Origin of the sequence: Streptomyces sp. NPDC005266 (assembly GCF_040607655.1) — a bacterium.
Classification (GTDB): Bacteria; Actinomycetota; Actinomycetes; order Streptomycetales; family Streptomycetaceae; genus Streptomyces.
The window spans coordinates 84,340-109,584 of record NZ_JBEXHC010000008.1 but is presented as its reverse complement, the minus strand read 5'-3'; the positions used below and the strand labels follow the sequence as shown (position 1 = coordinate 109,584).

At 72.8% G+C, this 25,245-nt stretch carries 20 protein-coding genes and 1 pseudogene; 9 read left to right on the top strand and 12 right to left on the bottom strand.

The features are described 5' to 3' along the window. Positions 1 to 10: 10 nt before the first annotated feature. Positions 11 to 805: a Tat pathway signal sequence domain protein gene (locus ABZU99_RS17700; RefSeq protein ID WP_355954407.1), complete on the bottom strand. Its 795-nt coding sequence runs from the start codon at positions 803 to 805 to the stop codon at positions 11 to 13. 242 nt (positions 806 to 1,047) lie between these two features. Between ABZU99_RS17700 and glgX the strand changes: the two genes are divergently transcribed. Further along, positions 1,048 to 3,186 (top strand): glycogen debranching protein GlgX, encoded by a 2,139-nt coding sequence (glgX, locus tag ABZU99_RS17695; RefSeq protein WP_355954404.1) that lies wholly within the window; start codon positions 1,048 to 1,050, stop codon positions 3,184 to 3,186. Between the two features lie 87 nt (positions 3,187 to 3,273). On the opposite strand, the gene ABZU99_RS17690 is transcribed toward glgX, so the two are convergent. After that, positions 3,274 to 4,494 (bottom strand): RNA-guided endonuclease TnpB family protein, encoded by a 1,221-nt coding sequence (locus tag ABZU99_RS17690; protein WP_356227876.1) that lies wholly within the window; start codon positions 4,492 to 4,494, stop codon positions 3,274 to 3,276. Between the two features lie 161 nt (positions 4,495 to 4,655). Between ABZU99_RS17690 and treY the strand changes: the two genes are divergently transcribed. Beyond that, positions 4,656 to 7,133: a malto-oligosyltrehalose synthase gene (treY, locus tag ABZU99_RS17685; RefSeq protein WP_355952044.1), complete on the top strand. Its 2,478-nt coding sequence runs from the start codon at positions 4,656 to 4,658 to the stop codon at positions 7,131 to 7,133. A gap of 135 nt (positions 7,134 to 7,268) precedes the next feature. Here the strand turns inward: treY and ABZU99_RS17680 are convergent, their stop codons facing one another. After that, positions 7,269 to 8,177 (bottom strand): LysR family transcriptional regulator, encoded by a 909-nt coding sequence (locus ABZU99_RS17680; RefSeq protein ID WP_355952041.1) that lies wholly within the window; start codon positions 8,175 to 8,177, stop codon positions 7,269 to 7,271. A gap of 101 nt (positions 8,178 to 8,278) precedes the next feature. Here ABZU99_RS17680 and lpdA point away from each other — a divergent pair, with 101 nt between their 5' ends. The 3 genes from lpdA (at position 8,279) to treZ (ending at position 12,632) form a co-directional block, all read left to right on the top strand. Continuing rightward, on the top strand, positions 8,279 to 9,691 hold the full coding sequence (gene lpdA / locus ABZU99_RS17675) for a dihydrolipoyl dehydrogenase (RefSeq protein WP_355952038.1): 1,413 nt from the start codon (positions 8,279 to 8,281) through the stop codon (positions 9,689 to 9,691). Between the two features lie 183 nt (positions 9,692 to 9,874). Further along, positions 9,875 to 10,783: a GNAT family N-acetyltransferase gene (locus ABZU99_RS17670; RefSeq protein WP_355952036.1), complete on the top strand. Its 909-nt coding sequence runs from the start codon at positions 9,875 to 9,877 to the stop codon at positions 10,781 to 10,783. 85 nt (positions 10,784 to 10,868) lie between these two features. Beyond that, a complete protein-coding gene (treZ, locus tag ABZU99_RS17665) occupies positions 10,869 to 12,632 on the top strand; it encodes a malto-oligosyltrehalose trehalohydrolase (RefSeq protein ID WP_355952033.1) in 1,764 nt (587 codons plus the stop codon). Between the two features lie 19 nt (positions 12,633 to 12,651). Here the strand turns inward: treZ and msrB are convergent, their stop codons facing one another. The 4 genes from msrB to ABZU99_RS17645 all read right to left on the bottom strand — a co-directional run bounded on the left by msrB (position 12,652) and on the right by ABZU99_RS17645 (position 15,973). Beyond that, positions 12,652 to 13,059: a peptide-methionine (R)-S-oxide reductase MsrB gene (gene msrB, locus ABZU99_RS17660; RefSeq protein WP_355952030.1), complete on the bottom strand. Its 408-nt coding sequence runs from the start codon at positions 13,057 to 13,059 to the stop codon at positions 12,652 to 12,654. Between the two features lie 15 nt (positions 13,060 to 13,074). Next, positions 13,075 to 14,496, bottom strand: a complete 1,422-nt coding sequence (gene murC, locus ABZU99_RS17655; protein ID WP_355952027.1) for a UDP-N-acetylmuramate--L-alanine ligase — start codon at positions 14,494 to 14,496, stop codon at positions 13,075 to 13,077. A 151-nt stretch (positions 14,497 to 14,647) separates the two neighbouring features. Further along, positions 14,648 to 15,142, bottom strand: a complete 495-nt coding sequence (locus tag ABZU99_RS17650) for an indole-3-glycerol phosphate synthase (RefSeq protein ID WP_355952024.1) — start codon at positions 15,140 to 15,142, stop codon at positions 14,648 to 14,650. 45 nt (positions 15,143 to 15,187) lie between these two features. Continuing rightward, on the bottom strand, positions 15,188 to 15,973 hold the full coding sequence (locus ABZU99_RS17645) for a pyrimidine reductase family protein (protein ID WP_355952022.1): 786 nt from the start codon (positions 15,971 to 15,973) through the stop codon (positions 15,188 to 15,190). A gap of 40 nt (positions 15,974 to 16,013) precedes the next feature. On the opposite strand from ABZU99_RS17645, the gene zapE reads away from it, so the two are divergent. Next, entirely contained in the window at positions 16,014 to 17,144 is a 1,131-nt protein-coding gene (zapE, locus tag ABZU99_RS17640; protein ID WP_355952019.1) for a cell division protein ZapE, read from the top strand. 408 nt (positions 17,145 to 17,552) lie between these two features. Continuing rightward, on the top strand, positions 17,553 to 18,959 hold the full coding sequence (locus tag ABZU99_RS17635) for a PhoX family protein (RefSeq protein WP_355952017.1): 1,407 nt from the start codon (positions 17,553 to 17,555) through the stop codon (positions 18,957 to 18,959). 132 nt (positions 18,960 to 19,091) lie between these two features. Here the strand turns inward: ABZU99_RS17635 and ABZU99_RS17630 are convergent, their stop codons facing one another. Together ABZU99_RS17630 and ABZU99_RS17625 are read right to left on the bottom strand one after the other, a co-directional pair. Next, positions 19,092 to 19,298, bottom strand: a complete 207-nt coding sequence (locus ABZU99_RS17630) for a hypothetical protein (protein WP_356048590.1) — start codon at positions 19,296 to 19,298, stop codon at positions 19,092 to 19,094. A 138-nt stretch (positions 19,299 to 19,436) separates the two neighbouring features. Continuing rightward, positions 19,437 to 19,793 (bottom strand): annotated as a pseudogene (locus tag ABZU99_RS17625) (ATP-binding cassette domain-containing protein); the annotation flags it as partial. A 65-nt stretch (positions 19,794 to 19,858) separates the two neighbouring features. Here ABZU99_RS17625 and ABZU99_RS17620 point away from each other — a divergent pair. Then, positions 19,859 to 20,683 carry a peptidyl-tRNA hydrolase gene (locus ABZU99_RS17620; protein WP_356048588.1) on the top strand — a complete coding sequence of 275 codons (825 nt, stop codon included), beginning with the start codon at positions 19,859 to 19,861 and terminating at the stop codon, positions 20,681 to 20,683. On the opposite strand, the gene ABZU99_RS17615 is transcribed toward ABZU99_RS17620, so the two are convergent. Further along, a complete protein-coding gene (locus ABZU99_RS17615) occupies positions 20,652 to 21,566 on the bottom strand; it encodes a class I SAM-dependent methyltransferase (protein WP_356048586.1) in 915 nt (304 codons plus the stop codon). The two genes, ABZU99_RS17620 and ABZU99_RS17615, sit on opposite strands and share 32 nt — an antisense overlap. A gap of 289 nt (positions 21,567 to 21,855) precedes the next feature. Between ABZU99_RS17615 and ABZU99_RS17610 the strand changes: the two genes are divergently transcribed. Beyond that, entirely contained in the window at positions 21,856 to 22,914 is a 1,059-nt protein-coding gene (locus ABZU99_RS17610; protein ID WP_355952005.1) for an NAD-dependent epimerase/dehydratase family protein, read from the top strand. Between the two features lie 355 nt (positions 22,915 to 23,269). Here ABZU99_RS17610 and ABZU99_RS17605 read toward each other — a convergent pair whose 3' ends face one another. Together ABZU99_RS17605 and ABZU99_RS17600 are read right to left on the bottom strand one after the other, a co-directional pair. Then, positions 23,270 to 24,394, bottom strand: coding sequence for a HAMP domain-containing sensor histidine kinase (locus tag ABZU99_RS17605; RefSeq protein ID WP_355952002.1), 1,125 nt, complete (start codon positions 24,392 to 24,394; stop codon positions 23,270 to 23,272). After that, positions 24,387 to 25,157 carry a response regulator transcription factor gene (locus tag ABZU99_RS17600; protein WP_356048583.1) on the bottom strand — a complete coding sequence of 257 codons (771 nt, stop codon included), beginning with the start codon at positions 25,155 to 25,157 and terminating at the stop codon, positions 24,387 to 24,389. Before ABZU99_RS17600 ends, ABZU99_RS17605 begins: the two co-directional genes overlap by 8 nt. Between the last annotated feature and the right edge of the window lie 88 nt (positions 25,158 to 25,245).

Genomic DNA, 25,245 nt, shown 5'->3' with positions numbered 1-25,245 from the left:
GCAGCTCAGCTCAGCTCAGCTTGGCGACGGAGCGGGCGCTCAGGTCGATCACCATCTGCCGGGTGTCGATCCAGGGCCCGTTGACCACCCTGGTGAACAGCCGCACACAGCGATGCTTGCCGCAGTCCTTGAGCGACGCCGGGCCGGGGTTGTCCACGCCGGCGCGGTAGACGAAGCCGGTGACGGTCAGCTGGTCGGGCTTGGTCAGCGCCTTGCCGGTGGCGTCCTTGAAGTCCCTCTTCAGCCCGTCGCCCAGCTTGTCGGCGAGCAGCAGCCGGGTGGCCTCCACGGCCTCGTCGTGACCGGGCGGCGGCTGGACACCGCGCTGGGTGTCGGTGTCCGTGACCTTGCCCGTGCCGAGATCGACCGTCTTGGTGACGTAGGTGTCGTCCTTGTAGTCGTAGTACGTCACCTCGGCGCGGCGCGGCGGATGGGCGGCGCCCACCTCGGCCGGCTCCAGCTCCGCGAGGTCGGTGGAGAGCCGCTCGGGCCCCTTGTCGCCGGTGACGTCCTCGCTGCTGTCGCGGAAGCCACGGGTGACCGCGAGGGTCTGGGCGCGCTTGATCTCGTCGTCGGTGAGCGGATCGCGGCCGGTGCCCTTCGTGGCCTGGGCAGGCGCGTCCTCGACCACCCCGGGCAGCTGCCTGGCCGCCTGGCCCTGCTCGGCGGCGGACCCCTGGGGTCCGCCGCCCGTGCTCTCCTTGCCGGAGGCGCTGTCCGGGAGCGTCACCCCGATCATCACCGCGGTGGCCGTCACCGCCACCGCCGCTCCGGCCACCACTTTGCCCAGGTGGCGGTGGTTCATCTTTCGCACATCCTCCCCCAATCCCCCCTGTCATCACATCGGCCCGCATAAGGTGATATCGCTTATGCGGAGGTCACCCGGTAGGACGAACCGATGTGGCCGTAGGTTGCCTGCGGATTGAGGAAGTTCCGCCGAAACGGCCGTTGATCGCCGCCAGTTGGGAAAGGATGCGTCGTCGGTCCGGTTCCGTCCGGTGCCTGGGGCGCTCGCGACCCCCGGAGAAGAAGTGGAAGAGTCGACGTATGCAGGTCTGGCCGGGACAGGCTTACCCCCTTGGCGCCACCTACGACGGCGCCGGAACCAACTTCGCGGTCTTCTCCGAGGCCGCCGCCCGTATCGAGCTGTGCCTTCTGCACGACGACGGCTCGGAGACGGCGGTGGAGCTGCGGGAGGACGACGCGTTCGTACGCCACGCCTATCTGCCGGGGATCATGCCGGGGCAGCGCTACGGCTTCCGGGTGCACGGCCCGTACGAACCGGAGGCCGGGCACCGCTGCAATTCCGCCAAGCTGCTGCTGGACCCGTACGCGAAGGCGGTCAGCGGGCGGATCAACTGGGGCGAGGAGGTCTACGGCTACCACTTCTACCGGCCCGACAAGCGCAATGACCTGGACTCGGCCCCGCACACGATGGCATCGGTCGTGGTCAATCCGTACTTCGACTGGGGCGACGACCGTCCCCCGCGCACCGACTACCACCGCACGGTCATCTACGAGGCCCATGTCAAGGGCCTCACGATGCGCCATCCCGGCCTTCCGGACGAGCTGCGCGGGACCTACGCGGCGCTCGCCCATCCGGCGATCATCGAACATCTGACGGAGCTGGGCGTGACGACGCTGGAGCTGATGCCCGTGCATCAGTTCGTCCACGACCACCGGCTGGTCGACGCGGGGCTCGCCAACTACTGGGGCTACAACACCATCGGCTTCTTCGCGCCGCACAACGCCTACGCCTCGTGGGGGGACCGGGGCCAGCAGGTCCTGGAGTTCAAATCGGCCGTCCGGGCGCTGCACCAGGCGGGCATCGAGGTCATCCTGGACGTGGTCTACAACCACACCGCCGAGGGCAACCATCTGGGCCCCACCCTCTCCTTCCGGGGGCTGGACAACGCCTCGTACTACCGGCTGAGCCAGGACCGCCGCTACTACACGGACACCACCGGCACCGGGAACTCGCTGCTGATGCGCTCGCCGCACGTCCTTCAGCTGATCATGGACTCGCTGCGCTACTGGGTGACCGAAATGCATGTGGACGGCTTCCGCTTCGATCTGGCGGCGACGCTGGCCCGCCAGTTCCACGAGGTGGACCGGCTGTCGTCGTTCTTCGATCTGGTGCAGCAGGATCCGGTGGTCAGCCAGGTGAAGCTGATCGCCGAGCCGTGGGACGTCGGCGAGGGCGGCTACCAGGTCGGCAACTTCCCTCCCCTGTGGACCGAGTGGAACGGAAAGTTCCGGGACACCGTGCGCGATCTGTGGCGCGGTGAGTCGCGCACGCTGGCCGAGTTCGCCTCCCGGCTGACCGGCTCCTCCGACCTCTACCAGGGCGACGGGCGCCGACCGCTGGCCTCCGTCAACTTCGTCACCTGCCACGACGGCTTCACCCTGCGCGACCTGGTGTCCTACGACGAGAAGCACAACGAGGCCAACGGCGAGGACAACCAGGACGGCGAGAGCTACAACCGCTCCTGGAACTGCGGGGTCGAGGGCGAGACCGACGATCCGGCGGTGCGGACGCTGCGCGAGCGCCAGATGCGCAACTTCATCGCGACGCTGATGCTCTCCCAGGGCGTGCCGATGCTCAGCCACGGCGATGAGTTCGCGCGCACCCAGGGCGGCAACAACAACGCCTACTGCCAGGACAGCGAGCTGTCCTGGGTGAGGTGGCCCCATCCCGGCAAGGACGGCGGCGAGGAGGAGAAGGCCGCCCTGGAGCTGCTGCGCTTCACCCGCTCACTGGTGTGGCTCCGCCGCGACCACCCGGTCTTCCGGCGCCGCCGCTTCTTCCACGGGCGGCCGGTGGAGGGCACCCATGACGAGCTGTCGGACATCGCCTGGTTCACCCACGAGGGCGAGGAGATGCACCCGCGTGACTGGCAGGCGGCGCACGCCAAGTCCCTGACCGTCTTCCTCAACGGAAACGCGATCTCCGAGCCCGGGGTGCGCGGCGAGCGCATCACCGACGACTCCTTTCTGCTGCTGTTCAACGCCCACCATGAGCCGCTCGACTTCGTCGTGCCCGTCGACCACGGCAAGCAGTGGCAGGTCATCGTGGACACGGCGGTCCCTGAGGGCGTGGAGCCGGGCAGCGGCGCGAAGGTGGCGGCGGGCGACCGGCTGACCCTGGTGGACCGCAGCCTGATGGTGCTCCAGCGACCGGCCTGATCCGGCCGGTCGCACCCGTATGGGTGCGCGCCCCTCGCATAAGGGGCGCCCTGTGGGTACGTACGTTCATTTGACTTCCTCCCCCGCCTAAAGGCGGGGGGTTCCAGCGGTCGCCCGCTGGGGTTCCTGCTTCACCGACGACCGCCCCGTCCGGGAGGACTCCCGTTGAGGTCTTACACCGTCTCCACAGGCAGACGCCGCCAGCCCGGCGGCGAGGATATTGCGGGCCGCGTTCACGTCGCGGTCATGCACCGTGCCGCAGTCGCACGTCCACTCCCGGACGTTCAGCGGCATCTTCGCCGCGACCGTGCCGCAGGCCCCGCACAGCTTGCTGGAGGGGAACCAGCGGTCGATCACGACGAGTTCGCGCCCGTACCAGGCGCACTTGTACTCCAGCATCATGCGCAGGTCCGTCCAGGCCGCGTCGCAGATGGCGCGCGCGAGCTTGCCGTTCTTCAGCAGGTTGCGGACGGTGAGGTCCTCGATCACGACCGTTTGGTTCTCACGGACGAGCCGAGTCGACAGCTTGTGCAGGAAGTCGCGGCGCCGGTCGGCGATCCGCGCGTGGACCCTGGCGACCCCGCGCCGGGCTTTCTCCCGGTTGGCCGAGCCCTTCGCCTTCCGCGACAGCTCCCGCTGAGCGCGGGCCAGACGGGCCCGGTCACCCCGCTCGTGCCGGGGGTTGGCGATCTTCTCCCCGGTGGACAGGGTCACCAGGGAGGTGATCCCGGCGTCCAGGCCGATCGCCGCGCCGGTGGCGGGGGCGGGGGCGGGGGCGGGGGCGATGGTGTCTTCGACGAGCATCGAGACGAACCAGCGTCCGGCGCTGTCGCGGGAGACGGTCGCAGTCGTCGGCTCCGCTCCTTCAGGGAGCGGACGCGACCAGCGGATGTCCAGCGGCTCCGCCATCTTGGCCAACGTCAGTCGCCCCTCGCGCCACGTGAAGGCACTGCGGGTGTACTCGGCCGACGCTCGGGACTTCTTCCGGCTCTTGTAGCGCGGGTACTGCGCGCGCTTGGCGAAGAAGTTCCCGAACGCCGTCTGAAGATGGCGGAGCGCCTGCTGGAGCGGGACGGAGGACACCTGCGTCAGAAAGGCCAGCTCATCGGTCTTCTTCCACTGCGTGAGCGCGGCCGAGGACTGCACGTAGGAGACCCGGCGCTGCTCGCCGTACCAGGCCCGGGTGCGGTCCTCCAGCGCCTTGTTGTACACCAGGCGGACGCAGCCGAACGTGCGAGACAGCTCGGCTGCCTGCTCGTCCGTGGGGTAAAAGCGGTACTTGAACGCCCGCTTGACCTGCTGCGTCACACCTCACACCGTATCAGATTCCGTGTGAGTACAGGGTGTCGGTCGGTGGACGGTGTACGCCGGTCCGCCCTGGCGGCGAACCGGCTTTCCCTGCCCTGCTCCGCAGGAGCTTCGTTTCCTCCCCGGCCTGAAGGCCGGGGTATCCACGAAGGAAGGCCCCGATGACGGCTGACCCCGGCGCGCCCCTCCCCATCGCCCCGACCGCCACCTACCGGCTCCAGTTACAGCCCGCCTTCCCCTTCGAGGCCGCGCGCCGGACCATCCCCTATCTGGCCTCGCTCGGCGTCTCCCATCTGCATCTGTCCCCCGTGCTGGAGGCGGTGCCCGGCTCCACCCACGGCTACGACGTGGTCGATCACTCGGCGGTCCGGGCGGAACTGGGCGGCGAGGAGGGGCTGCGGACACTCGCCCGTACGGCACACGAGCACGGCCTCGGGCTCATCGTCGACATCGTCCCGAACCATATGGCCGCGACCGCCCCCGCGCGGCTCAACAAGCCGCTGTGGGAGGTGCTGCGGGAGGGGCCCGGCTCGCCCTGGGCGCGGTGGTTCGACATCGACTGGTCGCAGCACGGCGGCAAGGTGCTGCTGCCGGTGCTCGGCGGGCCGCTCGGCGAGGAGTGGGAGCGGCTGCGGGTCGTCGACGGGACGCTGTCCTACTACGACCACACCTTCCCGCTGCGGCCCGGTACGGAGGCGCTGCCGCTGCCCGGGCTGCTGGACGCCCAGTGGTACCGGCTCGGCTGGTGGCGGCTGGCCCGCACCGAGCTCAACTACCGGCGCTTCTTCTCCATCTCCGAGCTGATCGCGGTGCGGGTCGAGGACCCCGAGGTCTTCGACGCCACCCACGCCACGCTGCTGAGGCTGGTGCGCGAGGGGCTGATCGACGGGCTGCGCGTGGACCACCCGGACGGCCTCGCCGACCCCGAGGCGTATCTGCGGCGGCTGGACGGCGCGGTGCGCGCGGCGGAAGAGGGCAGGCACGGCCGCTGGACCGTCGTCGAGAAGATCCTCGCCCGGGACGAACCGCTGCCCGCCTCCTGGCCGGTCGCCGGCACCACGGGCTACGACGCGCTGCACCATGTCGACGGCCTCTTCGTCGACCCGGACGGGCTGGAGAAACTGACCGCCCTCTACCGGGGCTTCGCCGCTCCCCCGGCCGACCTGGGCGGCGACTGGGCCGCCACGGTGCGCCGCGCCGCCCATGAGGTGGTCGCGCACGAGCTGGCCGCCGAGGTGGCGCGGCTGGAGCGCACCGCCTCCCGTATCTGCGCCGCCGACCACCGGCTGCGCGACCACGCGCCCTGGGCGCTGCGCGCGGCCATCCGCGAGCTGCTGGTGCGGCTGCCGGTCTACCGCCCGTACGTCTCCCCCGGCGCCCCGGCGAGCCCGGCGGACGCCGGGATGCCGGCCCTGGCCGCGGAGGACGCCCGGACGGCCTTCACGGTCCCCGAGGAGGCGCGGGTGGTGGACACCGTGCGGGACGCGGCGCTCGGCAGACTGGGCGACGGACCGGACCACCGCGACTTCTGCGCGCGCTTCGCGCAGACCGCCGCGGCGCTGCGCGCCAAGTCGGTCGAGGACACCGCCTTCTACCGTTACGCACCGCTGCTCTCGGCGGCGGAGGTCGGCGGCGACCCGGGGCGGCCGGCCGTCTCCCCCGACGGCTTCCACGACTTCGCCGCCCGGCTGCTGCGCGACTGGCCGGCCACCGGCACCGTGCTGTCCACGCACGACACCAAGCGCAGCGCGGACGTACGGGCGCGGATCGCGGCGCTCACCGAATGCCCGGGGTGGTGGGGGCTGCTGCTGGAGGAGCTGACGTCGGCGGGCCCGTCCGCCCCCGACCCGCACACGGCGTGGACGGCGTGGCAGACCGCGTTGGGGCTGGGCCTCGCACGCACCGGGCGGCTGGCGCCCGCGGTGCTGAAGGGCGTGCGGGAGGCGGGGCTGCGCACCACATGGACGGAGCAGAACGCGTCGTACGAGGAGACGGTGGCCGCCTTCCTGGAGGCGGACGGGGGGCCGGGCGAGGCCGGCGCGTCGGTGTGGGCGGCGATCGGCGCCGAACTCGACGCCCCGGCACGGGTCAACACCCTGGGCGCGGCCCTGGTGCAGCTGACCATGCCGGGCGTTCCCGACCTCTATATGGGCACCGAGCACGCCTATATGGCGCTCGTCGACCCGGACAATCGCCGTCCGCCCGAGCTGCGCCCGGAGCTGCTGGCGGAGCTGGACGCGGGGCGGGAGGCGGTGGGGCTCTCCGCCGAGAAGCTGCTGCTCACGGCTGCGGCGCTACGGCTGCGGCGGGAGCGTCCGGGGTGGTTCGGTGCAGGCAGCACGTATACGCCCCTGGCCGCCGAGGGGCCGACGGCGGCGCACTGCGTGGCCTTCGTACGGACGGCCGCACGGAGTGCCGGGGACCGTGAGGGCGGTGGGAGCGGCGAGGAAAGCGGGGCCGTCACCGTCGTCACCCGGCTGTCGCGGCGGCTGGCGGAGGCGGGCGGCTGGGGCGTCACCCGGCTGCCGTTGCCCCCGGGCCGCTGGCGGGATCTGCTGACCGGGCGGACGGCCGAGGGGGCGTACCCGCTCGGCGACCTCCTCGACCGGCTCCCCGTGGCGCTGCTGGTCAGCGTCTGACGGCCCACCAGAGCCGCCGCTGGGGGCGGCGAGCCGACGACGCGGCGGCAGCGCCGATCCGCAGGGTGCACTGGCCTGCGTCTCGCAGTGATCCACAGGGGTACACCGGCCGCCGACAGATATGTCAGGTGCACCTCATGTCTGCCGGTTTGCCGCCCCTTCCCGCCTCGCGGGCGGCAGACCGGCCCCGCCGAGCAGCTCGACAAGGGCGGCCGCCGCGCCGCAGAGCTCCACCCGGGAGAACGCGGTCAGCTCCCGGTGCCACGGCGGATCGAGACGGACGACCGCGCAGCCGTGCCCCGCCGCGACATGTGCGGGGGTGATGAGGACGCCCGCACCGGCCGACGCCATCCGTACGGCGGTCGAGGAGTGCTCGGTGTGCACCCCGTCGCGCGGCGCGAAGCCCTCCCGCTCGCAGGCGAGGTCCAGAAACCGGCGGCCCTCGACCACCGGCTCCAGCGCACAGCGCACCCAGTCCCGGCCGGCCAGCTCCGAAAGCCGCACGCAGGTCCGGCCGGCCAGCGGGTCCCGGGCCGATACGACAAGCACGATCTCCTCCTCCCCCAGGGACACCACCGGGCCCGTCCAGCCCTTCGGGCGGTGGCCGACGGCGATGTCCGCCACCCCACGCTCCATGCGCTCGCGCAACTCCTCGCCGGTGGCGTACTCGTGCAGCACCACTCGCACCCCCTCGTGCGCGCGGCGCCACCGCGCGAGGACATCCGGCAGCACGCCGACGGCGAGCGCGTGCAGGGTCGCGATATGCAGTTCGCCACCCGCCGCCCCGGCCGCCGCCCGCGCCGCGCGCCGCGCCTGCCCGGCGCTGCGCACCGCCAGTTCGGCGTGCGGGAGGAAGGCGCGGCCCATGGGGGTCAGCCGCACTCCGCGCGGCAGCCGCTCCAGCAGCGGACCGCCGACCTCCCGCTCGAGGGCCTTGACCTGGTGCGACAGGGCGGACTGGGTGACCCCCAGCAGCTCGGCGGCGCGGGTGAACGACGCCTCTTCGACCACGGTCACCAGATACTCCATCTGCCGCAGACTCATCGCCCTCCCGGTCCCCTCAGCCACAGGCATGACGCCCACTCATGGATCCCATGAAAACATTGCCTTGGACTCATACCGGACCGCGGGCGGAGGCTGAGTCCATGCATGAGACAGACGTCATCGTCATCGGGGGTGGCACCGGCGGCTACAGCACCGCGCTGCGCGCCGCCGCCCTGGGCCTGGAAGTCGTCCTCGCCGAGCGCGATCTGGTCGGCGGCACCTGCCTGCACCGCGGCTGTATCCCCAGCAAGGCGATGCTCCACGCCGCCGAGCTGGTCGACGGCATCGCGGAGGCACGGGAGCGCTGGGGGGTGAAGGCCACCCTGGACGCGGTGGACTGGGCCGCGCTGACCGCGACCCGCGACGACATCGTGGCCCGCAACCACCGCGGCGTGGAGGGCCATCTCTCCCGTTCCGGAGTCCAGGTCGTGCGTGGCACCGCCGCCCTGACCGGCCCCCGTACAGTGCGGATCGCCCCGGGCGGCGAGTGGACCGCCCGCCGGGGCATCGTCGTGGCCACCGGTTCCCGGCCGCGCACCCTCCCGAACCTGGCGCCGGACGGCCGACGCGTCGTCACCAGCGACGACGCCCTCTTCGCCCCGGGGCTTCCCGCCTCCGTCCTGGTACTGGGCGGCGGCGCCATCGGTGTCGAGTACGCCTCACTGCACCGCTCCATGGGGGCCCAGGTCGTGCTCGTGGAGGCGGCGGACCGGCTGCTGCCCCTGGAGGATGCCGACGTCAGCCGTCATCTGACACGGGGTCTGAAGAAGCGCGGGATCGAGGTGCTGACGGGCGCACGGCTGGAGGACGCCGCCCCGCACGAGGACGGGGTGCACGCCACCGTCCGTACCGAGCGGGGCGAGGTGCGGAGGCTGGACGTCGAGCGACTGCTCGTCGCGGTCGGCCGCGCGCCGGTCACCGACGGGCTGGACGTGGCCGCCGCCGGTCTCGCCACCGACGCGCGCGGCTTCCTCGCCCCCGCCGAGTGGTCACGGCTGGAGACGACGGTGCCGGGCATCCACGCGGTGGGCGATGTGCTGCCGCCGCCGTCGCTCGGGCTGGCCCACGCCTCGTTCGCGGAGGGGCTCCTGGTGGCCGAGATCCTGGCGGGCGGCTCGCCCCGGCCCGTGGACTACGACGCGGTGCCGCGGGTCACCTACTCCAGCCCGCAGACCGCCTCCGTCGGTCTCTCGGAGGAGGCGGCGCGGGCCCGTGGGGGCGGGGTCACCGTCAACACGATGCCGCTGACCGCCCTGGCCAAGGGCATGGTGCACGGGCAGGGCGGCATGGTGAAGGTCGTGGCCGAACAGGTGGCCGAACAGAGCGGGCGCGTCCTCGGCGTCCATCTGGTCGGCCCACATGTCTCGGAGATGATCGCCGAGAGCCAGCTGGTCGTCGGCTGGGACGCCGAGCCCGCCGATGTCGCCCAGCACATCCATCCGCACCCCACCCTGTCGGAGGCGGTCGGCGAGGCCTTTCTCTCGCTGGCCGGGCGCGGTCTGCACCAGCACTGACGGATAACGCGTGGACGCGGGCCCGTTCGCGCCTTAGAGTGCGGGCACGCCCTTGATCAAGGAAGGAGGCGAGAGCCATGGACACCATCGCGTACCCGCGCTCCCGCCCCCTGTCCGCCGGGCGTATCCGCGTCTGATCACGCATCCGACCCGGGAGCGCATCGTCTTCCCGGAAGGAACCCCATGACCGATCTGGTCATCCGTGCGCTCACCGAGAGCGACGCGCATCTGTTCCACACCCTGCACGACTCCGCGCTCGTGGGCCGGGGCCGCTTCGGCCACACCTACGCCACCGTCGGCCAGGGCGGCGACTACCGCCCCGAGTGGACCTGGGTGGCGCTGCGCGCCGGGCGGGTCGTGGCCCGCGCCGCCTGGTGGGGCGGGACCGATGACACCGCACCCAAGGCGCTGGACTGGTTCGACTTCGCCGAGGGCGAGGCCGACGCCGCCGCCGAGCTGCTGCGCATTGCGCCCGTGCGGGCCGAGTACAGCCTGCTGGCCCCACCCGGGTGGCGCGACCGGCCGGACGAGCGGGCCGCCGCACAGGCCCGTATCGACGCCGCCGTGGCGGGCGGCCTCACACCGCTGGTCGAGCGCTACCGCTATGAGTGGACGCCCTCCTGCGGGCTGCCGGAGCGGCCGGGGCGGCTGGAGTTCCGGCCGGAGCCCGATGACGCGGTGATCGCCGGCGTACTGCGCCGTGTCCATCAGGGCACCCTGGACGCCCACGACCGGAAGGCCATGGCCGAGGGAGGCGTCGAGGCGGCGGTGCGCGAGAACCTGGATTTCCTCCGCTGGTATCCGTCGCCGCGGGAGTGGTGGCGGCTGGCCTGGACGCCCGCCGGGGAGGTCGTCGGCATCCAGGTGCCCGCGCACAACCCGATGGGCCCGTGCGTCGGTTTCATCGGGGTCGTCGCCGAGCAGCGCGGCCACGGCTACGCGTACGACCTGCTCATCGAGTGCACCCACGATCTGGTGGCCCGGGGCGCCACGAAGATCGCCGCCGCGACCGACCAGGGGAACTTCCCCATGGCCGCGCACTTCGCCAGGGCGGGATACCCCCTCACCCAGGAGCGCATCGACCTCGTCTGACCCGTCTCGTCCCGCTGCGCGGACCGTACCGCGTCCCTCAGCATGGTCGGGAACCCGGAGGACCGGTCGAGGTGAGGAGACGCCAGTGCTGTTCGAGGTGTGGGCGCCGCACGCCGAGCGGGTCGGGCTCCATGTGGAGGGCCGTACGCGGTCCATGGAGCGCGATCCCGCCCGGCGGGGGTGGTGGCGGGCCGAGGCCGAGGCCGGGCACGGGACGCGCTACGGCTTCGCGCTCGACGAGGGCCCGCCGCTCCCCGATCCGCGCTCCCGCCGCCAGCCGGACGGCCCGGAGGGCCTGAGCGCGGTCGTCGACCACTCCCGCTTCCGCTGGGAGCGGGAGTGGTTCGGGCGGCCGCTGCCGGGGGCGGTGCTGTACGAGCTGCACATCGGCACCTTCACCCATGAAGGCACGTTCGACGCGGCCGCCGAACAACTGCCGCATCTGGCCGAGTTGGGCATCACGCACGTGGAGCTGATGCCGGTCTGCCCGTTCCCCGGGACGCATGGCTGGGGGTACGACGCCGTCGCGCCCTGGGCCGTGCACGAGCCGTACGGCGGGCCGGAGGGCCTGGCGCGCTTCGTGGACGCCGCGCACGGGCACGGTCTCGGCGTCGTCCTCGATGTGGTCCACAACCATCTGGGCCCCTCCGGCAACCATCTCCCGGCGTTCGGCCCGTACTTCACCGAGACCCATCACACCCCCTGGGGCGCCGCCGTCAATCTGGACGCCCCCGGCTCGGACGAGGTCCGCGCGTACTTCATCGGCAGCGCGCTCGCCTGGCTGCGCGACTACCGGCTCGACGGGCTGCGCCTGGACGCGGTGCACGCGCTGCGCGACACCCGGGCGCGCCATTTCCTCGCCGAGCTGTCCGCGGCCGTGGACGGACTGGCCGCCCGGACCGGGCGGCCGCTCTTCCTCATCGGCGAGTCGGATCTGAACGACCCGCGCACCACCGCGCCGCGCGAGGCGGGCGGCCATGGGCTGCACGGGCAGTGGAACGACGACTTCCATCACGCCCTGCACACCTTTCTCACCGGTGAGCGGCAGGGCTATTACGCCGACTTCGCCGCCGAGGGACCCGGGGCCCTCGTCAAGACGCTGATGAGCGGCTTCTTCCACGACGGCAGCCATTCGGGCTTCCGCGGCCGCCGGCACGGCAGTCCGCTGAACACCCACACCACCCCCGCGTACCGGCTGCTCGGCTATGCCCAGACGCACGATCAGATCGGCAATCGGGCGGTCGGCGACCGGCTCTCGGCCACCCTCTCCCCCGGGCTGCTGGCCTGCGCGGCGACGATCGTCCTGTGCTCGCCCTTCACCCCCATGCTCTTCATGGGCGAGGAGTGGGGCGCCCGTACACCCTGGCAGTACTTCACCGACCACCAGGATCCGGAGCTGGCCGAGGCGGTACGCAACGGCCGCCGGCGGGAGTTCGCCGCCCACGGCTGGGCGGCGGGCGACATCCCCGACCCCCAGGACCCGGCCACCCGGCTGCGCTCCTGCCTGGACTGGCGGGAGCCGGACCGGGAGCCGCACCGGGCGCTGCTCGACTGGCACCGCCGGCTGATCGCGCTGCGCCGCGCCGAACCGGCGCTCACCGACCCCGCCTGGTCCTATACGGGCCTGTCCTCCGGTTCGGACGGCTGCTTCAGCTTTCAGCGCGGTCCGCTACGGGTGATCGTCAACCCGGGCGACCGCCCGGCCGACGCCTGGCCGGGCCCCCGCGCCGGCGAGATCACCGAGGTGGTCGCCGCCTGGCGGCGGGTGGAGCTCCCGGGCGCGGACGGCAGGCTGCGGCTGCCGCCCGAGAGCGCCGCCGTGCTGCGCTGCGGCGGCGGTCCGGGCTGACCCGGGCCGCCGCGTACGCTCACCCCTCCTCGGGGGCCAGCCGCAGCGAGATGGAGTTGATGCAGTACCGCTGGTCGGTCGGGGTCGGATAGCCCTCGCCCGCGAAGACATGCCCCAGATGGGAGCCGCAGCGGGCGCACCGCACCTCGGTGCGGACCATGCCGTGCGAGCGGTCCTCGATCAGCTCGACGGCGGAGGAGTCCGCCGGGTCGTAGAAGGACGGCCAGCCACAGTGGCTCTCGAACTTCGTGTCGGAGCGGAAGAGCTCCGCACCGCACGCCCGGCACGAGTAGACGCCGGTCGTCTTGGTGTCGGTGTACTCACCGGTGAAGGCGCGCTCGGTGCCGGCCTCGCGCAGGACGTGGTACTCCTGCGGGCTCAGCTCCGCGCGCCACTGCTCCTCCGGCTTGTCGATCTCATACGCCATGGGGACGGACCCTCCTCAGCTCTCCGGGCTCTGCAGGCGGGCGAGGATCTCCGGACCGAGGTCGGTCACATCGCCGGCGCCCATGGTGAGAACAAGGTCACCGGGCTTGGCCATTCCGGCGATCCGTTCGGGGACCGCGGCCCGGTCGTGTCCGGCGGCCACATCGGCCCCGCTGCGCGCGGCGGCGTCGATGACCAGGGCGCTGGTGATCCCGGGGACCGGGTCCTCGCGGGCGGGGTAGATGTCGAGGACGACGGAGGCGTCGGCGAGCGCGAGCGCCTCGCCCATCTCGGTGCCCAGCTCCTGGGTCCGGCTGAAGAGGTGCGGCTGGAAGACCACCAGGACCCGGCCCTCCCCGGCGCCGCCGCGGATCGCCTCCAGGTCGGCGGAGATCTCGGTGGGGTGGTGCGCGTAGGAGTCGATGACCTGCACCCCGGCCGCGGTGCCCTTGAGCTGGAGGCGGCGCTTGACGCCGGTGTACGAGCCGAGGGCGGGGGCCAGCTCGCGGGCCGGGACGCCCAGGGCGGCGCCCGCGGTGAGGGCGGCGACGGCGTTGTGCGCGTAGTGGCGGCCGGGGACGGAGACGGTGAAGGTGATCTCCTCGCCGCCCAGGGACTCCGCCAGCCGCACGGTGACCTCGCTGGTCAGCCCGTGCGGGACGACGGCCGGCACGCGCACGTCCGCGCTCTCGTCCTCACCGTAGGTGAGCACGCGCAGCCCCTCGCGCCCCTTGACCCGCTCGGTCAGCTCACGGGCCCCGGGGTGGTCGGCGCAGATCACGAGCGCGCCGCCCGGCCGGATCCGGCCCACGAAGGTCTCGAACGACTCGTAGATCTCGTCCATCGACGCGTAGTTGGCGTGGTGGTCGAGCTCCACATTGAGGACGATGGCGACCTCGGGCGCGTACTTGTGGAAGCTGCGGTCGCTCTCGTCGGCCTCGGCGACGAAGATCTCGCCGGTGCCGTGGTGCGCGCTGGAGCCGGGTGCGTCCAGGTCGCCGCCGATGACATACGTCGGGTCGAGGCCCAGGGTGCGCAGGGAGACGGCGAGCATCGAGGTCGTGGTGGTCTTGCCGTGGGTGCCCGCGACGGCGATCGGGCGGGCGCCGTCCATCAGTGCGGCGAGCGCGTCGGAGCGGTGCACGACCGGGATGCCGCGCTCGATCGCCGTGACCAGTTCGAGGTTGTCGGCGCGGATGGCGCTGGAGACGACGACGCTGGTGGCGTCGGCGGCGAGGTGCTCGGCGGCGTGGCCGATGTGCACGGTCGCGCCGAGCGCGCGCAGCGCCTCGACGATCGGGGAGTCCTTGGTGTCACTGCCCGCGACCTGTGCGCCACGCATGGCGAGGACCTTCGCGACGCCCGACATCCCGGCGCCGCCGATGCCGATGAAATGCGGTCGATCCAGCGCGTCGGAGGCAGTGCCGGCCGGTGCCATGTACGGGTCTCCCCTGGTTCGCGTTCTCTCGGTGTCCGCCTGATTCTCGCACCCCGTGCGGGCGGTCTCGCACCCCGTGCGGGCGGTCTCGCAACCCCGTGCGGGCTGTCTCGCCCCCCGTACGGGCGGGCCGGGCCCCGTGCGGCCGGGTTCAGCCGACCGTGGGCGTCTGGTCCTCCTCGTCCGCGTGCGAGAAGAGTTTGAGCACCGGGACCCCCACCTTGTGGCGCGCCCGGGAGGCCCAGTCCCGGTGGAAGAACTCCTCCACGAAGTGCGGCGCGGTGAGCACGATCACCTCGTCCGCATGGGTCTCCTCGACGACCCCGCGCAGCACCTCCAGCGGCTGGCGCTGGACCACGTCCCCCCGGGCCTCGCTCCCGGCCGCCCGCAGCGCGTCCACCGAGTGGTTCAGGGCGCGCTCGGCGGGCTCCAGCGCCTCCTCGCCCTCGGGCTCCTCGCGCTCCTGCGCGGCCTGCTCCAGCTCGCCCAGCGCGATGTCGTCGATCGCGCGGAGCAGCCGGTCCTTGCTGCCCCGGGGCTGCATCAGCACGACGAAGGAGACCGGATCGTCGCCGTGCAGGGTGGTGACGAAGTCCACGTCGGCAGGGGTCAGGGGCTTCTCGATCATCAAAATGCTCGTGAACACGGCGGACGCCCTTCTCCTTTACAGTGACAATCGCTGCATGACAAATTATGGGTAAACCCGACGGTAGCGGGTGAAAAGGAAGCCGGCTTCCTCCAGAACGGAAGCGAGAGCGAACCGCTCCGGTTCCATCAGCGCGGGCCCGTTCACGATCCGCGCCGCATCCCCCGCGGCGATCAGCGGGGCCAGCGACAGACACAGCTCGTCCAGTACCCCGGCCGTCGCGAACTGCCCCAGCAGCTTGGGGCCGCCCTCCGTCAGCAACCGGGTGTAGCCGCGCTCGGCAAGGGCGGTCATGATGGGCGCCGCGTCGACCAGCCCCGAGTCCCGCACCCCGGTCAGCACCACCTCGGCGCCCGCCTTACGGGCCGCGGCGACACGGTCCGCCGGGGCCCGCCCGCCCGTGACCACCAGCGTCGGCACCGGCGGCTCGGTGAACAGCGGAAGCGAGAAGTCCAGGTCCAGGCTCGCGCTGATCACGGCGATCGCGGGCGCGGGCGGCTGGCCGAGCGCCGCCCGGCGCTCGGCGAACGCCTCACGCGCCCGGGCCGGGCGGTACCCCTCCCGGCGTACGGTCTCGGCGCCCACCACCACGGCGTCGGCGAGGCCCCGCAGCACCCCGAAGATCCGCATATCGGTGGCGGAGGACAGCGGCTGCGACCGGCCGTCGTGATGGGCGGCCCCGTCCAGCGAGGAGACCATGTTGGCCCGCAGAAAGGCGCCGTGCGGCCCCGGTGGCCGCTCGGGATAGGCATACGCGTCGGCCAGCTCGTCGAGCCCCCATTCGCGGTCTTCGGCGGTCGGTTCGGCGGAAAACGGGAACAGGCGTCGCATAGGCGGCAGTGTGACATGCCTCCCTCCCGGACGGTCCTCCATGGAAAAGCGACTACCCTCGACACCTGTGTCTGCACCAACTACCGCTTCCGGCTCGGCAGGCTCAATAGCCGCCGAAGCCCCAGTCGCCCTCACCGCCCGTGCGCCGCAGGTTCCCGCCGAGCGCCTGGTGGCCGAGATGGTGCCGCCGCCCCGCTTCGCCACCGTGAGCTTCGACAACTACATCCCGGACCGTAGCCAGCCCAGCCAGGCCGAGGCCGTCGAGGCGCTGGGCGGCTTCGCCGCCCGGCTCGGCAGCGGCGCGGGTGACAAGGGCGGCCGCCGCAGACAGTGGTTCCGCCGGGAGGCCAAGCCCGCGGTCCTGAGTGGCCCGCGCGGGATCTACCTCGACGGTGGCTACGGCGTCGGCAAGACCCACCTCCTGGCCTCCCTGTGGCATGCCACCCCGGCCGCCCCCGAGCAGAAGGCGTTCGGCACCTTCGTCGAGCTCACCAACCTCGTCGGCGCGCTCGGCTTCCAGCAGACCGTCCGGACCCTGAGCGGCCACCGGCTGCTGTGCATCGACGAGTTCGAGCTCGACGACCCGGGCGACACCGTGCTCGTCTCCTCGCTCCTCGGCAAGCTGGTCGAGGCGGGCGTGGCGCTCGCCGCGACGTCCAACACCCTCCCCGGCAAGCTCGGTGAGGGCCGCTTCGCCGCGGCCGACTTCCTGCGCGAGATCCAGGGCCTCTCGGCGCACTTCCGGACGCTGCGCATCGACGGCGAGGACTACCGCCACCGCGGTCTGCCCGAGGCCCCGGCCCCGCTCTCCGACGACGCGGTCACCCGCGCGGCGCACGGGACGCCCGGCGCCTCGCTGGATGACTTCCCCTCCCTGCTGGACCATCTCTCCCGGGTGCACCCGAGCCGCTACGGGGCGATGTGCGACGGCATCCAGGCGGTGTGTGTGACCGGCGTCGGTCCCGTGCCCGACCAGTCGACCGCGCTGCGTCTGGTGGTGCTGGCGGACCGGCTCTACGACCGTGAGGTGCCGGTGCTGGCCTCCGGGGTGCCATTCGACCAGCTGTTCAGCGAGGAGATGCTCAACGGGGGCTACCGGAAGAAGTACTTCCGAGCCATCTCCCGCCTCACGGCGCTCGCGCGGGACGCCAAGCGGCTGGCCGAGGCGTAGGCCCTCCGGGCGTTCTTCACGGCCGACTCTGCCGCTGTGCCCGCGGCGGGGCCGCCCGTGTCACGGGCAACGCAGCCGCGGGCACAGCGGCAACCCGCAGCCGCGGCTCGCCGCCTTGTCGCGGCCGTCCGAGTACGCCCGGCAGGAGGACCCTCTCCGCCATGCGAGTACGCCCGGCAGGAGGACCCTCTCCGCCATGCGAGTACGCCCGGCAGGAGGACCCTCTCCGCCATGCGATCCGCCCCGGCCCGCCGCTCCGAGGTGCCCCGCGCCGGACGCCACGGGCTGATCCGCGCAAGACCGGCCGGACATGACCTGGGCGGCGTCGATCGAAATGGTTCCCGCGCGCCCGCGCCCGTGATACACACGTGCGGTCATATTTCCTGTCCGCCAGCAGGGAGTTACCGCATGTCAGCGACACGACGTCAGGTCCTGGGCCGCAGCGGTGCGCTGGGCGCCTCGATCGCCTTCACCGGCAGCATCCCCGAGCTCTTCGCCGGTACGGCCTCGGCCGCCGAGCCGGGCCGGGACCAGGAGCGACGGACCGCCGGACGCGCCGGCTACGGCCCGCTCGTCCCCGACCCCGACGGGCTGCTCGACCTCCCCGAGGGGTTCCGCTACCGGGTTCTCTCCCGCGAGGGCGAGGACCTGCGCTCCGGCGAGGGCAAGGTCCCCAGCAACTGCGACGGCATGGCCGCCTTCCCGGGCCGGTCCAGCGGCAGCCACCGCCGTACGCATCTGGTCCGCAACCACGAGAACCGCGCCAACGCGGCGATCCGCGTGCCCGCCGTCAAGGGCCTCACCTACGACCCCATGGGCATGGGCGGCTGTACCGCCCTGGAGCTCGACTCCCGCAACTCCGTCCTGTCCGAGCGCGTCGCCATCGCGGGCACCGCCGTCAACTGCGCGGGCGGCCCCACCCCCTGGCATACGTGGCTGACCTGCGAGGAGACCGAGGACAGGGCCGGTACGAACGGCTACACCAAGGACCACGGCTTCATCTTCGAGGTCGATCCGTACGATCCCCGCCGCACCGGCGCCGTACCGCTCACCGCCATGGGCCGCTTCCAGCACGAGGCCATCGCGATCGACCCGCGCCGGGGGGTCGTCTACGAGACCGAGGACGCCTTCGAGAAGCCCTTCGGGCTCTTCTACCGCTTCCTGCCCGAGAAGCCGCTCGGCGGCATCGGCTCGCTGCGCGCGGGCGGGGAGCTCCAGGCGCTGCGGGTACCCGGGGTACCCGATCTGTCCACCGTCCAGGAGCCGGGCGTCTCCTTCGACCACGTCGAATGGGTGCCCGTCCCCGATCCCCTCGCCAGGCAGACGCCGGTCCGCTTCCAGGACTTCGGCCCCGGCGGCATCACCCACGCCCAGAAGCTGGAGGGCTGCTACTGGGGCGGTTCGTCCGTCTACTTCGTCTCCAGCTTCGCCAAGAGCGCGGACGGCTCGGCGGCCGACCACTTCGGCCAGATCTGGCGCTACGACCCCGACCGGCGCCGGCTCACCCTGGTGATCGTCTTCGGCCCGAGCACCGATGTGCAACTGCCCGGCGAGTCCCCGGACAACATCACGCTGGCCCCCAGTGGCGGGCTCATGGTGTGCGAGGACGGCAACGGCGCTCAGCATGTCTTCGGGCTGACCCGGCGCGGCGAGGTCTATCCGATGGCCCGCGGACGGCAGAACATCGGCACCCCGGAGAAGCCCGAGTGGGGCGAGTTCGCGGGCGTCACCTTCGCACCGGACCGCCGCACGATGTACGTGAACTGCTACACCCCGGGCACGACCTTCGCCGTGACCGGGCCCTGGCAGCACTAAGCGGTTACGGCGAAGTCAAGTGCTGATCCTTCTCGGCGTCCAAGCCCTCGGCCAGGCCGAACGGCGAGGGATCAGCGGCCAACTTCACCGCATCCGCTTGGGCGGTCGGCCGGTCGGTCGGTCTGTCGACGGCTAGCCGGAGCAGGCCGTGCGCTGTGCCTCCTGCCACTCGCAGACGGGGCACAGCGTCACGCCGGGGGCCGAGACCGGGTACTCGGTGGGCTCGCCGCACTGCACGCAGTCGGCGTATGGCGGGCCCGCCGAGGCGGCGGGGTCCGGCGCCTCGGGCCGCTGGTCCTCGCAGTAGCCGCTCGTGCGCTCCGTACTACGGTGGTCCATGTCCCCGACCCTACGCCGGGTCCGCGCCGGTCAAGACCGGCGTGAGCTGGCAGGCCAGCGCGGTCGCCCCGGCGGCGAGCGCGCCGGTCACGGCGAGGGGCAGCAGAGGCATGGTCACGGTGCCGCTGCGCGTTCGGCGAGCGGGGTGGCCGCGTGCCCGGCCGCGCCGAACCGCTCCAGCCCCTCCCCCGCCGCGCGCGCCGCCGCCGCGCGCCCCAGGCCATGGATCCGGCCGAGGTGGGTGAGGTAGCCGAGGGCGGAGAAGGGCAGCTCTCCCGGGAACCGCTCGGGGACGTACGCGGTACGCGGGCGTCCGGTGATCCGGCCGGCGCTGGGGGCGTCGATGCCGGCGAGCAGCCGCAGCAGGGTGGACTTTCCGCTGCCGTTCGTCCCCTCGACGCGGATCAGCGAGCGCGGTGCCACGTCGAGATCGACGCCGCGCAGCACCCAGCGCCCGCCGAGGCCGTAGCGGCGCCCGACTCCCCGTAGTCTCATGCCGGTTGAGCATAGGCAATCGGTGGGCGGGCCGGCGTAAGGAGCCGTCCTGGCACACTGGGCTGGTGACCAGCCCCGAAGCCGACAGCCGTACCAGTCCGTTCCGCCACTCGGAGATCGACCGGGACGCCGCGCCGCAGTTCGTTCTGCCCTTGGTGGTACGGATCGAGAAGGCCGCGCCCCCGGCTCGTACGGACGCCCTGGAGACGGCGGCGCGCGCGGTGCTCGTGCTGCTGTCGGACGAGCGGGCGACGGCGGAGGACGGCGCGTGGGCCCAGGCCGTACGGGACTGGCAGGACGCCCGGATCCGCAAGGTCGTCCGGCGGGCACGCGGCGCGGAGTGGCGGCGCGCGGAGGGGCTGCCGGGCATCACGCTCACGGGCGGCCGGGCGGCCTCCGGCGAGAGCGATCCCCCGGCGGCCGAGGTGCGCGTGTTTCCTCCGGTGCCGCTGGACGGCTGGCCCAAGGAGCTGGCCAAGCTCCAGGTCTCCGGGACCGATCTGGACGACCCCGAGCCGCCGCCCGCGCCCGATCCGGCCGGGCCGGTGCTGTGGCTGAATCCGCACATCGACATGTCGGCGGGCAAGGGGATGGCCCAGGTCGGACACGGCGCACAGCTGGCCTGGTGGGAGCTGGACGACGCCGCGCGGGCGGCCTGGCGCGCGGCCGGGTTCCCGCTGGCGGTCCGTACGGCGTCGGCCGAGCGGTGGCGCGAGGTCACGGCGGGCGGGCTGCCGGTGGTGCGGGACGCTGGCTTCACCGAGATCGCTCCGGGGTCCTACACGGTGGTGGCGGACCACCCGGCGCTGCGGCGGCCCTCGGCCCCGAGGCCGATGGAACCGCCGCAGGCCACGGGGCCTACCCGCGGCGGCGGCGGATGGCGCGGGTGACGACCGGCGGGAGGACGTCGGCGGCGATGCTGCGCACCGTGACCGGGCGCCGCGCCACGGGCACCTGCGTGGTGGGTAGGTGGCTCGTCCCGGAGGCCGGGGCGACGGACTCGCGTGACTCGTGGGCGTAGCGGGACCGCGGCGCGGCCGGGTTCGCGGGCTTCCCCGAGAAGCGGAGCACCCGCCGGCCCGCGATCTCCTGCACGCTGGTGTGCATCCCCTTGCGCCACTCCTCGTCCGCGAGCATCTCCTCCTGAAGCGGCTCGGGGTCGTCCCAGGTGCCGTAGAGCTTCTGCGTGGACAGACAGATGGGCCGCAGCCCGCGTGTGAAGACCGCCTCCCAGGCCGCGGCGGCCACGCCCGGGGTGTGCTCGGAGCGGAAGTCGTCGAGGACGACGAGACCGCCGGGCACCAGCGCGCTGCGCGCGGTGTCGATGTCTCCTGCCACGTGCTCGTACAGATGCGAGGCATCGACATGGATGAAGCGGCAGGTGTTCGGGCCGACGTGGTCGGGCACCACGGAGGTCGGCCCCTGGATGAGGTGGGGCAGTTCATTCCAGAACGCCAGATAGTTCTGCTCGAAGGCGGTACGGGTCAAGGTGGCGTACGACTTGCGCGCCTCCGCCGCGTTCTTCTCGTCCGGCGCGTCCGCGTCGAAGAGGTCGCAGACCGTGAACCGCTCGTCGGGTCGCAGGTAGGCGGCGGTGAAAATGGCGCTCTTGCCCATGTAGGCGCCCATCTCCATCAGGTCTCCGCGCTGCCCGAGGCGCTCCTGGCGCGTCAGGAATCGATCGAACAGCACTTGGTCGAGGCTGGGGAACCACCCCTTGACGTCGTTGAGGTTCCGGGGACGTTGCTCGGCTGGGGCGGTGGTGGCCGTCATGGTGCTCTCTGTTCCTCGGGGGCGGTCGGGGAAGACGTGTCCGGAGAGACGTGAACGCGCGCCACGCTGGCAGTGAAAGGCAACATCGGATGGTCCCCGTTGTGTCCTTTCTGTGACCGAAATGAATACGGTCAGGGGTCCCTATAGGGGCATGAAGCGGGTCACATCACCACTCCAGTTGGCCAGAAATCGACATCGGACCGAACCAGCCGCCGGGAAGGTCTTACGGACCGGTGACGGCGCGGCGCGCTCGCCTCCCCCGCCGCCCGCCGACGCCTACCGTCGCCTCATGCGCGTACTGGTCACCGGAGGCGCGGGCTTCATCGGCTCGCATGTCGTCACCGCTCTCACCGCCCGCGGCCATGAGCCGGTCGTCCTCGACGCCCTGCTCCCCGCCGCCCACCCGGCCCCACCGCCGCTGCCGCCGTCCGCCGAGTGGATCCACGCCGATGTGCGGAACCGCGCGGCGGTGGAGTCGGCACTGCGCGGCGTGGACGCGGTATGCCATCAGGCCGCGATGGTCGGCCTCGGCAAGGACTTCGCGGACGCACCCGACTACGTCGGCTGCAATGACCTGGGCACGGCCGTGCTGCTGGCGGCGATGGCGGAGCGCGGGGTGCGCGCGCTGGTGCTGGCCGGGTCCATGGTCGTCTACGGCGAGGGCCGCTACGACTGCCCCCGGCACGGCTGGGTGCGGCCCGGTCCACGTGCGGAGGCGGATCTCGCGGCGGGGCGCTTCGAGCCCGGCTGCCCGCGATGCGGCACCCCACTGCGGCCGGGTCTGGTCGACGAGGACGCCCCGGCCGATCCGCGCAATGTGTACGCCACCACCAAGCTCGCGCAGGAACACCTGGCGGCGGCCTGGGCACGGTCGGTGGACGGCCGGGCGGTCTCGCTGCGCTACCACAACGTCTACGGCCCGGGGATGCCACGCGACACCCCCTACGCGGGCGTCGCCTCCTTCTTCCGCTCGGCCCTCGCCCGCGGCGAGGCCCCCACCGTCTTCGAGGACGGCGGCCAGCGCCGGGACTTCATCCACGTACGGGATGTGGCCGAGGCCAATGTCACCGCGCTGGAGGCGGCGCCGGACGCGGTCGCCCCGGGCGCGCTGACCCCCTACAACACCGGCAGCGACGCCCCCCATACGGTGGGCGAGATGGCCGAAGCCCTGGCCACCGCCCATGGCGGCCCGGCCCCGGTGGTGACGGGCGCCTACCGGCTCGGCGACGTGCGCCACATCACCGCGTCATCGCGGCGGATCCATGAGCGGCTGGGCTGGCGGGCGGCGATCCCCTTCACGGAGGGCATGACGGAGTTCGCCCACGCCGCCCAGCGCGCGGCGTCCTGAGGCGGCGGGGCTGCCCGGCTCGGCAGGGTGCGGCCCTCTTCCCACGCCGCCACCGTCCGGCGACCCGGTGGAACGACCGGCCGGTGGCCGCCCAGCGACGCGCGAGGTCCCGAGGCGGCGAGGCTGCCCGGCTCGGCAGGGTGCGGCCCTCTTCCCACGCCGCCGCCGTCCGGCGACCCGGTGGAACGACCGGCCGGTGGCCGCCCAGCGATCTGGGCGCCGACACCGAGCCGGAGTACCGGCCCCCGCGCCGCCGGGCCGGCGGCGCGGGCCCATCCCCTCGCGGCCGTGCTCAACGGCTCCGAAGGCGCGAGACGAGACCCGCGCATGGCCAGCCGGAGACGACACCACGGCGTCACACCCCGCGGCCCACGGCAGGGAGCGGCAGGCGGACCTCGAAGCGGCAGCCGCCGTCCACGTTCCGTACCGCCGCCCGCCCCTCATGCGCCTCGACGATGCCACGGACGATGGCGAGGCCCAGGCCGGCGCCCGCCGGAGGTGTGCGGGCGTGGCTGCCGCGCCAGCCGGTCTCGAAGACGCGCGGGAGGTCCTCCTCCGGTATCCCGCCGCAGCCGTCGGTGACGGACAGCACGACGGTGTCGGCCTCCCGCTGAGCGGCGACGGCCACCGTGCCGTCCGCCGGGGTGCGGCGGATGGCGTTGACGAGGAGGTTGCCGAGGACACGGGTCATCTCCTTGCCGTCCACTTCGACGGGAACGGGGTCGACCCGGTCGCCGATCAGCTGGACGCCCAGCTCGCGGGCGAGCGGATCGGCGCCCGCGAGGGCGTCGCCGACGAGATCGTAGACGGAGATCCTGGTGGGGGCGAGGGACAGCGCCCCGGCATGGATGCGGGAGAGCTCGAAGAGGTCGCCGACCATCGTGTTGAGCCGGTCCACCTCGGTGCGGATCTGGCGGAAGTAGCGCTCCGGATCCGGGACCATGCCGTCCTCCAACGCCTCGGACATGGCCCGCAGCCCGGCCAGCGGGGTGCGCAGATCATGGGAGATCCAGGCGACCAGCTCGCGGCGAGAGGACTCCAGGGCGCGCTCACGCTCGCGTGAGGCGGCGAGCTTGGCGCTGGTGGCGGCCAGTTCGCGGCCGAGCGCGGCGAGTTCGGCGGTGGCCTCGCCGTCGGGGGCGGCGAAACTGCCGCCGTCGCCGAAGGAGCGGGCGGCGAGGGTCAGCGCCTTGCTGTGCGCCACCACCCAGCGGCCCAGCAGCAGCGCGGTGGCCAGTGACACCACGGCGGCCATGGCGCAGACGGTCGTGACGACCGTGAGGTCGTGCGGGGACAGGAACATCGCCCAGGCGACGGCCAGCGTCCCGGCGAGCATGGCCGTCACCGCGACGGCCGCGACGACGGTCAGGGACACGGCGACCGAACGGCCGCGCAGCAGCCGCAGCGCGAGCGCGCCGAGCAGACCGGCCGCCGCCGCGCCGAGGAAGGCGAACAGGGCCATCAGGAGGACGTCACGCATCGGCGGGCTCCCCGGTGCCGGGCGGGGCATCGAAGCGGTAGCCGACGCCCCAGACGGTCTGGATGAGACGGGGCGCGGCGGGGTCGTCCTCGATCTTTCCGCGCAGCCGCCGCACATGGACGGTGACGGTGGACAGATCACCGAAGTCCCAGCCCCACACCTCGCGCATCAGCTCCTCGCGGGTGCAGGCCACGCCGGGGTGGCGCAGCAGAAAAGCGAGCAGGTCGAACTCGCGCAGGGTCAGGGCGAGTTCCCGGCCGTCCCTGGCCGCGCGCCGGGCCAGCGGGTCGAGGGTGATCCCGGCGTGCTGGAGCACCGCGCCCGCGGAGGGTGCGGAACCGGGGACGGACGCGGCGACGGCGCGCGGTCCGGTACGGCTGCGGCGCAGCACCGACTCCACGCGCAGCACCAGCTCCCGGGGGCTGAACGGCTTGGTCACATAGTCGTCCGCGCCGATCTCCAGACCGAGGATCCGGTCGTCCTCGTCGCCCCGGGCGGTGAGCATGATGACCGGCACCGGCCCCTTGCCCCGGAGCGTGCGGCACACCTCCAGCCCGTCCATGCCGGGCAGCATGAGGTCGAGGACGACCAGGTCGGGCCAGCGGGCGGCGGCGCGGGCGAGCGCGCCGGGGCCGTCGGCGGCCCGGTCGACGTGGTAGCCGGCGCGGGCGAGATATCCGGCGACGACCTCGGCGACGGTCGGGTCGTCGTCCACGACCAGAACGCGGCCGGGATCGCGACCGGGAGATGGGTTCTGCTCCATGCCCTACAGCGTGGCACCGGGCCGGGCGGGCGACCGGGCCGGGTGCGTTCGCCCGGGGCGACGTCCGTGTTTCGTAAGAACCCGAAGC